Origin of the sequence: uncultured Fenollaria sp., assembly GCF_934202865.1 — a bacterium.
Classification (GTDB): domain Bacteria; phylum Bacillota; class Clostridia; order Tissierellales; family Peptoniphilaceae; genus Fenollaria.
In genome coordinates, this window is sequence record NZ_CAKPYL010000011.1 from 19168 (window position 1) to 31958 (window position 12791).

13 protein-coding genes and 1 pseudogene are annotated in these 12791 nt (G+C 36.8%); 7 read left to right on the forward strand and 7 right to left on the reverse strand.

Features of this window, described 5'->3' with window-relative positions:
* The first annotated feature begins 56 nt into the window (after nt 1–56).
* Both Q0E71_RS02390 and Q0E71_RS02395 read left to right on the forward strand, forming a co-directional pair.
* Nucleotides 57–890: a G5 and 3D domain-containing protein gene (locus tag Q0E71_RS02390; RefSeq protein WP_294795617.1), complete on the forward strand. Its 834-nt coding sequence runs from the start codon at nt 57–59 to the stop codon at nt 888–890.
* Nucleotides 887–1459 carry a YdcF family protein gene (locus tag Q0E71_RS02395; RefSeq protein WP_294795620.1) on the forward strand — a complete coding sequence of 191 codons (573 nt, stop codon included), beginning with the start codon at nt 887–889 and terminating at the stop codon, nt 1457–1459. Before Q0E71_RS02390 ends, Q0E71_RS02395 begins: the two co-directional genes overlap by 4 nt.
* A gap of 119 nt (nt 1460–1578) precedes the next feature.
* Here the strand turns inward: Q0E71_RS02395 and Q0E71_RS02400 are convergent, their stop codons facing one another.
* From Q0E71_RS02400 to Q0E71_RS02410, 3 genes are all read right to left on the reverse strand, one after another.
* Complete coding sequence (locus Q0E71_RS02400) at nt 1579–2370, reverse strand: ABC transporter ATP-binding protein (RefSeq protein ID WP_294795622.1); 792 nt, start codon at nt 2368–2370, stop codon at nt 1579–1581.
* Between the two features lie 77 nt (nt 2371–2447).
* Complete coding sequence (locus Q0E71_RS02405) at nt 2448–3137, reverse strand: ABC transporter transmembrane domain-containing protein (protein WP_294795624.1); 690 nt, start codon at nt 3135–3137, stop codon at nt 2448–2450.
* A 187-nt stretch (nt 3138–3324) separates the two neighbouring features.
* A complete protein-coding gene (locus Q0E71_RS02410; protein WP_294795626.1) occupies nt 3325–3573 on the reverse strand; it encodes a GlsB/YeaQ/YmgE family stress response membrane protein in 249 nt (82 codons plus the stop codon).
* A gap of 91 nt (nt 3574–3664) precedes the next feature.
* Here Q0E71_RS02410 and Q0E71_RS02415 point away from each other — a divergent pair, with 91 nt between their 5' ends.
* The 5 genes from Q0E71_RS02415 to Q0E71_RS02435 all read left to right on the forward strand — a co-directional run bounded on the left by Q0E71_RS02415 (nt 3665) and on the right by Q0E71_RS02435 (nt 9280).
* Entirely contained in the window at nt 3665–4162 is a 498-nt protein-coding gene (locus Q0E71_RS02415; RefSeq protein WP_294795628.1) for a GAF domain-containing protein, read from the forward strand.
* A 108-nt stretch (nt 4163–4270) separates the two neighbouring features.
* Nucleotides 4271–5386, forward strand: a complete 1116-nt coding sequence (locus tag Q0E71_RS02420; protein ID WP_294795630.1) for an ABC transporter substrate-binding protein — start codon at nt 4271–4273, stop codon at nt 5384–5386.
* 95 nt (nt 5387–5481) lie between these two features.
* A complete protein-coding gene (locus Q0E71_RS02425) occupies nt 5482–7146 on the forward strand; it encodes an iron ABC transporter permease (RefSeq protein WP_294795632.1) in 1665 nt (554 codons plus the stop codon).
* Nucleotides 7147–8109 carry an ABC transporter ATP-binding protein gene (locus Q0E71_RS02430; protein WP_294795635.1) on the forward strand — a complete coding sequence of 321 codons (963 nt, stop codon included), beginning with the start codon at nt 7147–7149 and terminating at the stop codon, nt 8107–8109. It abuts the gene before it with no gap.
* Nucleotides 8072–9280, forward strand: coding sequence for a glycosyltransferase family 4 protein (locus Q0E71_RS02435; protein WP_294795637.1), 1209 nt, complete (start codon nt 8072–8074; stop codon nt 9278–9280). Before Q0E71_RS02430 ends, Q0E71_RS02435 begins: the two co-directional genes overlap by 38 nt.
* A gap of 407 nt (nt 9281–9687) precedes the next feature.
* Here Q0E71_RS02435 and Q0E71_RS02440 read toward each other — a convergent pair whose 3' ends face one another.
* The 4 genes and pseudogenes from Q0E71_RS02440 to Q0E71_RS02455 all read right to left on the reverse strand — a co-directional run.
* Nucleotides 9688–10491 carry an Mrp/NBP35 family ATP-binding protein gene (locus Q0E71_RS02440; RefSeq protein ID WP_294795639.1) on the reverse strand — a complete coding sequence of 268 codons (804 nt, stop codon included), beginning with the start codon at nt 10489–10491 and terminating at the stop codon, nt 9688–9690.
* Nucleotides 10492–10501: 10 nt separating this feature from the next.
* Nucleotides 10502–11611, reverse strand: a complete 1110-nt coding sequence (locus Q0E71_RS02445) for a M20 family metallopeptidase (RefSeq protein WP_294795641.1) — start codon at nt 11609–11611, stop codon at nt 10502–10504.
* Nucleotides 11611–12507 (reverse strand): haloacid dehalogenase-like hydrolase, encoded by an 897-nt coding sequence (locus Q0E71_RS02450; RefSeq protein ID WP_294795643.1) that lies wholly within the window; start codon nt 12505–12507, stop codon nt 11611–11613. Before Q0E71_RS02450 ends, Q0E71_RS02445 begins: the two co-directional genes overlap by 1 nt.
* Before the next feature lie 77 nt (nt 12508–12584).
* A pseudogene (locus Q0E71_RS02455) lies at nt 12585–12791 on the reverse strand (ABC transporter ATP-binding protein); the annotation flags it as partial.

Below are 12791 nucleotides of genomic sequence, written 5' to 3' on the forward strand. Positions count from 1 at the left end.
AATGCGATTTAATTTTGTTATAATATCATATATGACAAATTCGAAAGGAGAAGACTATGAAAAAAATAATTAATTTTATACTATTCTTATTAATAGTATCAAGTCTTTCTTTTGCTAAAGATGCAAAAACTCACGTATATGAGATTGATAACAATGGAGTCGTTAAGACATATAAAACATCGTGTAAAACAGTAAAAGAACTATTAAGCGATCTAAAGATTAAAGTTGATGATGACGACATCGTCATACCAGACTTAGATACAGTTCTTAAGAGCGAAGGAAAGATAAGTATAATAAAGGTAGACGTTAAAGTCATTGAAAAAGAAGTCGAAGCGCCTTTTAAAACTATTAAGAAGAAAAACAAAGAGCTAACGCATAAGCAAAGCAAAATTTTAGTTCAAGGCGTGAACGGCAAGAACAAAGTCAAATGCAAAACTTATTATGCGGCTGGCAAGGTCATCAAAGAGGAAGTAATTCACGTTGAGACTCTAGTTAAGCCTATTGACCAAGTTTTTGAAGAAGGAACAAAAGACGTTTTTACTAACGACAGAGGCGACTTCACCGCAAGAAAAGCCATCAAGATGGTGGCAACTGCATATGAAGCAGGTCCAAGATCAACTGGCAAGAGACCTGGCGACAAGGGCTACGGCATCACAGCTTCAGGCGCAAGAGCTAAAAGAGGCACAGTTGCAGTCGATCCGCGTGTAATACCTCTAGGCACTAAGCTATATATAAAGAGCTTGACACCAGGCGTTCCTGATTATGGCTTTGCCATCGCTCAAGATACTGGCGGCGCCATCAAAGGTAATAAGATTGACCTTTTCATGGACACAGTTTGGGAGTGCATGCAATTTGGTAGAAGACCTGTTATGGTCTACATCTTACAATGATAAAGAAAATAATTAAGCTATTAATTAAAATATTTTTAGCTTTGGCAATAGTTTTGGAGATACTAGTTATCTTTAACAATAGCAAAAGACCATCTGGCTCACCCGAGTACATCATAGTGCCCGGAGCGAGATGCAAGAACAATGAGCCGATGCTCGCACTTAAGTATAGGCTTGATGCAGCGTATGAGTATTACACTATACATGGTAGTGTAAAGATAATCACGACAGGCGCTGAGAGCCAAGGCGAAACGATAAGTGAAGCGATGGCTGCGAAGAACTATCTTGTATCGCTAGGCGTTGACGAAAGTGATGTCATCACTGAAGAGCACTCTACTAATACTATAGAGAATCTTGAGTACGCAAGCGACATCGCCGGCAAGGACAAAAATTATTTAATCGTGTCAAACGGCTTTCATATGTTTAGAATCGATTTAATAAGTAAGTACCTCGGCATCAAGCACGAGCTATACTCAGCCAAGACGCCAAATGACATACTAGTCAAAAACTATTTACAAGAAGTCGCATCAATATTTTATTTAGCATTTAAGATAGTGACAGGAAAAGTTTAATAAGATTATATTAGGCAGAACGATATGGTTCTGCCTTTTTTATGCACACAAAAATGGATAGGAAAGTTAATTCCTATCCATTTATTAAATCTCGTATATTATCTTCTCTTCAAAATCATTTATATAGCAATGCTCTTTGTAAAATACTTTTCGTCAATGTATTTATGGTCGATAGTGATGATTGTTTTTAATGATAAATATTTCATAGTGTCATCAAATATCTCATAGAAGAGCGTCTCATCAAGTCCCGTGCTTATCTCATCAAAGATATATAGTTCGCAGTCCTTGTATAAGGCTCTTGCTAATAGTACTCTTGTCTTTTCGCCGCCAGACAAAGTGCTACTGTCAAAACCAATATTATTTAAGCCATATTTTTCAATAACTTCATCTAGTCTACATATCTTAATGATTTTATTAAGCTTGTCATCATCTACTTTGGACTTGAATGTGATGTTATCAATGATTGACATGTTAAATAATTTATTCTCTTGAAAAACTGCTGATAAAGATATCATTTGATTTTCTTTGCCATCGACATAAACGTGACCAGAAGTCGGCTTATACATATTAGTAATTAGCTTTGCAATGGTCGACTTACCCGAACCAGTTCTGCCGTTAATCTTTAATTTATCATTTTTATTGATGAGCAGATTAAAATCCTTCAAGATCTGATTATCTCCATATTTTAGTGAAACGTCCTTAAATTCGATTTTCTTAAAGTCTTCGATTAAATTAATATTTTCTTTCTCTATGCTGTCGAAAGTCTCGTCTATTCTTTTAACTGAGTTTTTAAAAGCAGATATTTCTTTTTGATTTTCTATGATATTAAATATTGGATCAGTTATCATCGATGCATATAAAATGATGGCGATTAGTGCTCCGACAGAAAGACTGCCTTGACTAACACGCATACCTCCAATAAAAATTAGAGTCGCCATAATTAGGTTAAATAATAAACTTACAAGTGCTTGAGAAACATTTTTTATGTTTACAATTTTTTATCAAGCTTAGTTAATTCATGATTCTCTTCGTGAAACTCGTTTGTAAAAACTTTTTCTTTATTAAATAGTTTTATATCTCTCGCGCCGACAATGATGTCGAAAAATTTATTAATTACATTAAGCCTTTGTATTTGGCTCTTTTCAGAAGCTGTCTCAGAGCTCTGTAAGATTTTTTGAATCACTAGTGTTGATATGGCAGATATGATAATCATCGCAAATAGCATGATGTAGTCGTACTTAATAATTATGATAGACCCAATTATAAAGCTTGATATTGAAAAGCCTAAGTCAAATATTAATGGTATTAGTTTATCGTCAAGCGCTTTTAAATCGTCAATTATTACATTAAAGACATTACTTCGTCCAGCTTGTTCAAGTTGATCAATCTTTGTATTAAGAACGCTTTCGACTATATCATCTTTTATTTCTCTATTTAAGTTTAACTCAAATTTTGATCCAAAATTGACAAGAGCTATCTTAAACATATTTACAAAAATGTATACTAGCGAATAAAGTATTATATATTTTATAAATTCACTTTGTATGCCTAATGTTAAGTAGTCTATCACCTTTTGTATGAAAACCATAGGGAAGATGCTTAAACTACCTACGATTATACCAGTTAAAAATAATAATAAAATTTTAGGAAAATTCTTTTTGTATTTATCTCTTATCATAATTGCCTCCTATTATATATAATCTTATGCTTATTAATACACATTATGATAAATACATTATAGCACATTTTTTTCAAAAACAATATATGCACTTGCTTTTTTATATTTATTAAATGTCACTCAGCATTATATACATACAAAAAACTCTTGAGCAAGTGCCCAAGAGTTTCTTCATCTAATTTAATACTTATCTCTTTCTTCCGAAAATCATATTAACTAACCAGATCAACACAACTGCGCCGACAATACCAACTATGATGTCGTTGACCATGCCGCCCTTTGCTTCGAAACCAGCTAGCCCAGCTATCCATCTACCGATGCCGCCGCCTATGATACCAGCAAGGATGTTTTTGATCCAGCCCATTTGTGCATCTGTTTTCATAATTAATGAAGCTATCCAACCAGATAAGGCTCCAACTATAATTGAATATAACATAATATCTCCTCCTCACTCTACTATTACCCAAAATGATGAATTTTATTTACAAAATATCATATTTATGTTAATATTTTTATGAGGTGATTATATGATTGACATAAGTAGAGCAAATAATTTAAGTAAAGAGGATAAATATAAGCTTGCCATGGAGATGATTAGGCGCCAATTTCAAGAGGAGACTAATTTTATAGCGAATCTCGCAAATACCGCGGCCATCATATATCACTTGATTGATGGCGTGTCATGGTCGGGCTTTTACTTATATGATGGAACTAATCTTGTGCTTGGTCCCTTCCAAGGCAAACCCGCTTGCAATAGGATAATGCTTGGTAAAGGCGTCTGCGGCACTGCTTACTCGAGCAAAAAGACCATTGTCGTTGATGATGTTAATAGCTTTGCTGGCCACATCGCTTGTGACGCTATGAGCAAAAGTGAAATTGTCGTTCCTATATATAATATAACGCGCGGCGTTGGTGTATTGGACATCGACTCTTATGAATATGGTAATTTTGATGCCATTGACAAAGAGTATTTAGAAAAGATTGTAGACTACATTGTAAAACATAGTGACACGTCACTAAGGTAAAAGCTGTATAGATAGATTTTATTTAAAACAAGTTTTATATTCAAATATTTTATAATTATTGATTATTCCAAAAGTTTTTGCTACAATGGCTAATGGAGGGATAAAATAATGAAAAGAAAATTTTTACTATTGTTATCAATTTTAATCATGGCTTCACTAGTAATAGTTGGCTGCGGTAAAAAAGATGACAACGAAACAAAACCAGCTGAAGAAAACACTCAAACTGAAACAGCTGAAAACACAGAAGAAAACACAGAAGAAGAAAATAAAGATGAAAAGAACTTTGAAGGCAAAACTTTAAACGTAGTTGCTACAAGTGATTCTTATGTACCTTTATTTGACAAGTTCACTGAACTAACTGGCGCTAAGGTAGAATTCTTATCTATGTCAAGTGGTGAAGTTATCTCAAGAACTAAGGCTGAAGGAAAGCCAATGGCTGATCTTTGGTTCGGAGGCGGACTTGACGCTTTCATGGCTGCTAGAGATGACGGTCTTCTAGAAAACTACACTTCTGATGTAACTGCTACTGTTCCTGAAGAATACAAGGACAAAGACGGCGCATACATCTCTAAGGGTATCACTGTTGTTGGTTTCATCGTTAACGATGCAATTCTAGAAGAAAAAGGCTTAGAAGCACCTAAGACTTGGAAGGACCTTGCTGATCCTAAATATGAACACTTAGTTATCATGAGTAATCCTGCTATATCAGGTACTAACTATGCAGCTCTTAAGGGCTTACTAGACATCTACGGTGAAGAAGAAGGCTGGAAAGTATTTGAAGGCATCAACAATAACATTGACTTCTACTCAAAGAGAGGTAAAGACCCACAAGAAAAAACTGTTCAAGGCGAATTCGCCATCGGTATAATTCCTGCTGACAAGAAAGCATTTGACGCAGCTAAGGACAATAACTTAACTGTTATCTATCCAGAAGACGGCGTATGCTGGGTACCAGAAGGAGTTGCTATATTCAAAGGTAGCGAAAACGTTGACGTTGCAAAGGCTTTCATCGACTTCATGTTAAGTGAAGACGCTCAAAAGATGATTGCTGAAATCGACGGAAAGGACTCTAACCAACTTATCGTTCCTGGTATCGAAGGCTTTGACCTAGGTTTACCAAAGGACAGACTAGTTAAGGAAGACCTATCAACATTTGGTTCAGACAGAGAAAGAATCTTAGAAAAGTTTAACGAAATTTCAAAAGGTAAAACTGAAGACAAATAAGTTTAAATAATCTATAGTGTGATAGTTTTTACTGTCACACTATTTTTTTACATATTAGGCATATAGCCTAAATCATATCAGATATAGGAGTTTATATGAAAAAGATTAAATCATCTAAGTTAATAGACTACACAATTGCGGCTGTGCTCTCGGCACTAGTCGTGATCTTCATACTCATCCCCTTTCTTACAGTTTTTAAAGAGAGTTTCTACGTAGATGGTGCTTTTTCCTTAGAGCATTATCAAAAAATTCTCTCAAACAAAAAACTTATCACAAACACATTTAAGATGGGTGTGCTTACAACACTAGTCGCAACTCTTTCATCATCTTTCGTAGCGATATTTTATTATCTATCGAGGAAAAAAGTAAAGACGCTAATCATACTAATACTATCGATCACACTTATCAGCCCGCCTTTCGTCTCATCGCTTAGCTATATCACGCTCTTTGGTAGACGCGGCCTCATCACATACAAACTTCTTGGCCTAAACATGAACCCTTATGGCATGTGGGGCATAGTCTTTATGCAGGCTCTATCGGATTTGTCGCTTAACAGTCTTTTGCTAATAGGCTTTCTTCAAAGTCTTGACAAGAGCATAATCAACTCGGCAAGAAGCTTAGGCGCGAGCACTAATGACATCATAGTCGATATCATTGTTCCCGCAATGAAGAATGGTATCAAAGCTGTCATGATGCTTAGCTTTTTTAGAAGTGTTTCAGACTTCGGTACGCCAGCCATAATCGGAGGCAATTACGAAGTGCTTGCCCTTGAAAGTTACTTTGAGGTCATTGCCAATGGTAATCTTGGCAGAGCGGCAGCCATGAACGTATTTATTTTAGTTCCAACACTTATCATATTTTTGTTCTCATCAAAGGCAGTTAAGTCTGGTACGCTCGCAAGCGGCTCACCTAGTAAAGAAGAGGTTCCACTAAAGAGAAGCGGCATTTTATATTACTTAATAAGCGTTTTTGCAATATTTTTTATTTTTTGGATAGTGTCATTATATGCGTCCATCATTTTAAACGCTTTTACTAAGATGCGTGTCGGCGAACTTGTATTTACTCTTGATAATTTTAAAGATACCAAAGTATTTATAGGCGGCGTCGCACTTAGAAGTATTGTATATAGTATAATCTCAGCCATTGGCGGCACTTTTATCGGACTGTTGATCGGCTACTATTTAATAATTAAACAATATAAATATATGAAGGTCATTGATACCATAGCAAATCTGCCATATATAATACCAGGAACCTTCTTTGGACTAGGCTACCTATTATTCTTTAGGTCGCCTCCTATAGCAATAACAGGAACTGCGGCGATAGTTGTGCTAAACGTTTTATTCAAGCAGCTGCCATTCTCAACAAGGACATCGGGTGCTGCCATGATGGACATTGACACGAATACGCTTAACTCGATCAGAGACTTAGGCGGCTCATCCATAAACGAAATTACTGACGGAGTTTTGCCTCTTTCAAGAAATTCGATAATGATTTCGATGATAAACGCATTCACAACGACGATGACAACTGTCGGAACAATCATCTTCCTTGTCTACCCTGGCAAGAAGCTGATGACGCTCGTTATGTTTGATGTTATTCAAAGCGGAAAATATGGCGTTGGCTCTGTAATCGCCTTCTACATCATATTAATTTGCCTTGCTTTTAACGTGATTTTGAGGCTTTTGATGAGCAGAAATTTTAGAGAAAATATTAAAAATAAATTTACAAAGATATTTGCAAGAAAGGATGTGAAGTAAATGTTTTTAGAAGTAAATAATATTTCCAAAAAATATGATGACAAATACGCGATAAAGGACGTGAGCTTCTCTTTGGAGGAAGGCAAGTTCCTTTGCTTGCTTGGACCGTCCGGCTCGGGTAAGTCAACTATACTTCACTCAATTGGGGGCTTTATCAAGCACGATGGCGATATAGTCCTAGCTGGCAAGAGCATCAAGGACCTTTCTCCTGAAGATAGAGATGTTTCAACCGTTTTTCAAAGCTTTGGCCTCTTCCCTCACATGAATGTTTTAAAAAATGTTATGTACGGACTTAAATTTAAGGAAAAAGATAAATCAAAAAAAGAAAAAGAAGCTGAAGCGAAAGAAGTTTTGCGCGTCGTAGGCCTTTCCGGCTACGAAAAAAGATACCCATCTGAGCTATCTGGCGGCGAAAAACAGCGTGTTGCCCTTGCGAGAAGCCTTGTAGTTAGGCCAAAACTTCTGCTTATGGACGAGCCACTAAGCTCTCTTGACGCAAAACTTCGCAGCGAAATGCAATTTGAAATAAGACGAATACAAAGGGAATTTAACATAACTACCATATTCGTAACACATGACCAAAAAGAAGCCTTTGTTATGGCTGATGAGATCATCATCATTAATCATGGTGAGATAGCCACTAAGGGCGCCCCTATGGACATTTACAATCATCCGAAAAATGAATTCGCTCTTGATTTTATCGGCAACAAAAACATTATCAAGGATAAATATGTAAGACCAGAAAAAATTCGTCCTGATGATAATGGCGAAGAATTTATAATTAAGGACATAACTTTTAATGGCGAGACCATTGAACTGGATATAGAAAATGATGAGAATAAACTTGAGATGCTGATTTTAAACGACGACGTCAATTATCAAATTGGCGATAAAATCAAGGTTAAATATGAAATGGAGGACATAGATGAGAGTACTACACGTATTGACACAGCTTCCTGCTAAAACTGGTAGCGGTGTATACTTTGCAAATTTAATATCTGCTTTCAAGGCCGCAGGCGTAGAAAATGCCGCGATATACGGAGCTGAAGAGCAGCACAGAGACCTAATCAATGTGGATGCGGATATGATTGAAGAAGTTTTATATGACACGGATGAAGTGCCTTTCCACATCTGCGGTATGAGTGATATCATGCCATACGAGTCGACTATTTATAGCGAAATGAGTGAAGAGATGATAGATACGATTCTTGACGCTTTTCGCAAGAGACTTGTGAAGGTGAAGGAAGATTTCAAGCCAGACTTAGTTATCGCTCACCACCTAATGTTTTTGACTGACCTCGTTCGTGAAGTTTTTGACGACGTGAAAGTCATTGGCATTAGCCACGGCACTGACATAAGGCAAATCAAGCAGCACGAGCGCTTCCTAAAGAGGCTCACTCATCTTAAGGACCTTGATCAAGTATTGACCGTGACTCCAGCCGAGCACGAGCAAATAGTGAAGCTGCTTGGCATAGCTAAGGAAAAAATTCACTTAGTTGGCGGCGCTTATAACGACAAAGTCTTCTACCCTAGCAAAAATCATGAAGATGATGGCAAAATCAAACTTATGTACGCTGGGAAGATAGTTGAGTCAAAAGGGATTTTCGCTCTAGCAGCTGCACTGCCATATCTAGAAAAGAATCACGACAATGTCGAAATGCACATCATAGGAAACGCATCAGATGAAGATAAAGAAAAGATGATGATGGAGGCGAATTACTCCAAAAATTTATTTATACGAGACGCCGAGAACCAAATGCTTATGGCAGAGGACCTAAGAAGCTCAGACATATTCATCTTGCCGTCATACTTCGAGGCGCTTGGCCTAGTTGCCATAGAGGCACTTGCCTGCCACAAACTAGTAGTCGCTTCAGAGATAGATGGGCTAAGACAATTACTTGGTGAAAAACTTGTAAATAGCGGAATAATCGAGTTTACAAAACTTCCTCGTATACGTGACGTCGATAAACCATATACAGAGGACATTCACGCCTACGTTGAGAGACTTGCGGCAAATATAGAAAAGCAAATAAATAGACTTGATGAGAATTTATTTACAGAAGAAATTTCAAGAGATCTTCACGAATATTCTTGGACTAATTTGGGAAGACGTATTTTAAATATAATTAAATAGTAAATTTCACATAAAAAACGCCTCACAATCGAGGCGTTAATTTTTTGCTTATTTCAAAAAAACGCTAGTTTCTGAAATAAGGATCATATTTTCTCTTCCTTATTTCAAATAATCGATAGTTTCTGAAATAAGAATCATATTTTTACTTTCTTATTTCAAAAAGTCAATAGTTTCTGAAATAAGAATCATATTTTTACTTCCTTATTTCAAATAATCATCAGTTTCTGAAATAAGAATCATATTATTACTTCCTTATTTCAAATAATCATCAGTTTCTGAAATAAGAATTCATTTTTCTCTTCCTTATTTCAAATAAAATAAAAAACAGAGTACGAAAATCATACTCTGCTATGTGTTTTAATAAAACTTTCTTTATAAATTTTTATATAAATATTTTTTTGAATAAATTATTCTTCTAGTGCTTTTACTATGCCGTCCAAATCTTTTTCTTCAATCAAATCTGCTTGACCCGAGTCAACAAGTCTTGTGTTTTCTGGCTTGAGTGCAAGTGCCGCATAATCTTTTACGCCAAATTTTTCAGCTAGTGCCGCTGCCTTTGGCTCGCCGAAGATGTAGTGCTTCTTATGGCACTCGTCGCAGATGAAGTACGCCATGTTCTCAACTAAGCCATATACCTTGATATGCATTAGTCCTGCCATCTTAAAGGCTTTTTGAACTATCATGTCAACAAGCTCTTGACTCGATGTAACTATAACTAATCCGTTTAATGGATATAGCTGATATATACTTAATTGTATATCAGATGTTCCTGGTGGCATATCAACCAAAAGATAATCAAGTTCGCCCCAGTTAACGTTTTGGTAGAATTGTCTAAGCGCGCCCATCAGCATAGGTCCTCTCCAAACGAGTGGATCTGTTTCGTGCTCCATAAGTAAGTTCATTGACACAACTTTTACTCCATTAGCCGCTTCAGCTGGCTCGATGTTGACGCCATCTTCTGAAGTGATCATGCCATGAAGACCGTATGATGCTGGTATCGACGGTCCTGTAAGGTCCGCGTCAAGTATACCGACCTTGTATCCTTTTTTTGCCAAAGCGTTCGCAAGTAGCGTTGTTACGTAGCTTTTGCCAACGCCGCCCTTAGCGCTCACGACGCCTATCACCTTATTTATCTTTGATTTATCATTCGCTTGTAATTTTTCAAACGCGCACTTATCTTTGCACGCCTTGCAATCGTTGTCACAGCTCATCTAATCCCTCCTAAAGTCTATACGCTATAGATAAAAACGCCTTCACGCCATTCTCTATAGCCTCGTCATTAAATTCATACGCCTCGTCGTGAATGTCCTTTTGATCTTCGCCCACGCCTAGTAGGAAGAATAGTTCTTTCGCCTTACGCCTATAGTAGCCGAAGTCCTCACTGCTTCTAATTATCTCTTTTCTCTCTTCGAATGGAAGTCCATCCGCATCAATAGCTTTAACGAAGCCCTCATAAAGCCCTTCATCATTCACGACCGATAGAAACTCATCCGTACTATTTAATTCTACCACAAAACCCTTCTCTTCTAAAGACTTTTTATATTTATTTTCAAAAATATTTTTAAGTTTTGCTAAATCATCATCCTTATATGCCCTGAGTGTTAAATCTAGTTCCAAATTTGCTGGCGACACGCCAAAATTTTCTCCGCCAAGTTTTACGCCGACAACGGTTATAAAAATGTTATCAGAAAATTTTTCGCCTTGAAGAGTAAAATCCTTGTAAGCATCTTTTTTGATAAATGGCTCTATATCTTTAATAATCTCGCTGCAAGCGTATATCGGATTTAACGAATTTTCTGGTATGGACGCGTGCGACTGCCTGCCAAGTATATTTAATTTTAAGCCAAAAGACGATAGAAAAAGTAGTCCCTTCTTCGTAGATATAGTCCCTGTCTTAATTCCAGCGTAGTTATGAAGACCATAAGCCTCAGTAATTTTGTATTTATCAAAAATTTCAAGAGCATCAAGCGCTCCGTAACCAGTCTCTTCAGCCGCTTGAAATAAAAAATATACGTTCTTATCAAGCTTAGCCGCATCCATTGAAAGTATAGTCCCAAGCATTATCGCCATGTGACCATCGTGTCCGCAGCCGTGAAAGCGTGTCTTTGCACTATTCACAATGCTATCCATATCACAGCGCAAAACTATTGATTTTTTGTCCTCGCCCTTAAAATATCTATATAATAAATAAGATTTGTCCTCAATAAGCTCAAGACCATTAACACCATTCAAAGCATTTTTGATAAAAGCCCTAGTCTTCTCCTCTTTAAAAGCCTCCTCAGGCATCTTGTGAAGCTCTTTTCTAAAACGAATAAACTTTTCTATATCCATTATCTATTTATAGACGCAGCCATAAGTTTAAATGTGTGTCTATCTCCTCTTAAAGTTCTTGAAAGTTCAAAAATATTCTCGCAAATGGCAAGGCCACCGTAGCCAGAGTCGCCTATATGCTGAATGTCAGCGCCTAAAATTTTATTTCTAAGTGCAATGTCCCTAATGACTTCCTTTGGCGAACTTTCTTGCGAAGTGCCAATGGTAGTCATGGCAAGCGCGCCGTTTTTGTGAGCGAGCTCAACTATAGCTCTAACGTCTTCATCGAAAACGCCTGGACATGTGCCAACAGCTGGTACAGAAAGAACATCAGCGCCCGCATCTAAAAAGCCCCTGTAAACATCAAGGTCAGCAATCTTTTCATCAACGCCCGATGAATGCATCTTGCCAGCAAAGATAAGTCCGTGGAAATATTTTTTCGCAAGTTTTATCGCCTCGTTAATACCCTCGTTGTCAACGCCAGTACCAGGGTTTCCAGTAAACATAACGAAGTCGAAGCCCATCTCATCAAGCTTTTTGATATTTTCTTCGCTCGCCTTTCTTCCCTCGCTAATATTTTTCTTTTCGCTAAACATATTCTTGTCTTGAATTGGTTCAAGATTTAAACCGATAGGTCTCTTTACAAGATTTTTTAGCTTTTTAATGATATCGTCACCACTATAATCAAGTCCCTTGATTTTCTTTTCATTCACATCAAAGAAATTTAATAAAATTAGGTCAGCACCAAAAGCCTTAGCAAGTTCAGACGATGTCACACCATAAGTCGCAGGCTCTTGAACCACAACATTTTCAGACAAAACAATTCTCGCTTCACAAGACTTAATCGCTTGTTTCAATTCATCTTTATTTAAATTAATGATCTCGTCACCACTAAGATCAAAAAATCTCTTTAGCATATAATCACCTCTTATATATATGTACCCATTAAGATAATAAAATAGGTGAAGATTTCTCTCCACCTATAATCAATATATTAAGCACAAACTTCATTCATAAATATTACGCCATCGAATTTCTTTAGATATTCTTCGTCGTAATCGTGTGTGATGACAAGTCTTAGGACACCATCTAGGTTTGTGATTATCTTCTTTACTTCTCTTGCGTTGTCTGGGTCAAGTCCTGTTGTTGGCTCATCTAGTATAAGTATCTTTGGTTTTCTAATCATGGCTCTGGCTATGGA

What these genes read in the sequence shown, in the direction of transcription:
- Q0E71_RS02390 (WP_294795617.1), top strand. Translation starts at nt 57, where the DNA reads ATGAAAAAAATAATTAATTTTATACTATTCTTATTAATAGTATCAAGT.
- Q0E71_RS02395 (WP_294795620.1), top strand. Translation starts at nt 887, where the DNA reads ATGATAAAGAAAATAATTAAGCTATTAATTAAAATATTTTTAGCTTTG.
- Q0E71_RS02400 (WP_294795622.1), bottom strand. Translation starts at nt 2,370, where the DNA reads ATGCGTGTTAGTCAAGGCAGTCTTTCTGTCGGAGCACTAATCGCCATC.
- Q0E71_RS02405 (WP_294795624.1), bottom strand. Translation starts at nt 3,137, where the DNA reads ATGATAAGAGATAAATACAAAAAGAATTTTCCTAAAATTTTATTATTA.
- Q0E71_RS02410 (WP_294795626.1), bottom strand. Translation starts at nt 3,573, where the DNA reads ATGTTATATTCAATTATAGTTGGAGCCTTATCTGGTTGGATAGCTTCA.
- Q0E71_RS02415 (WP_294795628.1), top strand. Translation starts at nt 3,665, where the DNA reads ATGATTGACATAAGTAGAGCAAATAATTTAAGTAAAGAGGATAAATAT.
- Q0E71_RS02420 (WP_294795630.1), top strand. Translation starts at nt 4,271, where the DNA reads ATGAAAAGAAAATTTTTACTATTGTTATCAATTTTAATCATGGCTTCA.
- Q0E71_RS02425 (WP_294795632.1), top strand. Translation starts at nt 5,482, where the DNA reads ATGAAAAAGATTAAATCATCTAAGTTAATAGACTACACAATTGCGGCT.
- Q0E71_RS02430 (WP_294795635.1), top strand. Translation starts at nt 7,147, where the DNA reads ATGTTTTTAGAAGTAAATAATATTTCCAAAAAATATGATGACAAATAC.
- Q0E71_RS02435 (WP_294795637.1), top strand. Translation starts at nt 8,072, where the DNA reads ATGAGAGTACTACACGTATTGACACAGCTTCCTGCTAAAACTGGTAGC.
- Q0E71_RS02440 (WP_294795639.1), bottom strand. Translation starts at nt 10,491, where the DNA reads ATGAGCTGTGACAACGATTGCAAGGCGTGCAAAGATAAGTGCGCGTTT.
- Q0E71_RS02445 (WP_294795641.1), bottom strand. Translation starts at nt 11,611, where the DNA reads ATGGATATAGAAAAGTTTATTCGTTTTAGAAAAGAGCTTCACAAGATG.
- Q0E71_RS02450 (WP_294795643.1), bottom strand. Translation starts at nt 12,507, where the DNA reads ATGCTAAAGAGATTTTTTGATCTTAGTGGTGACGAGATCATTAATTTA.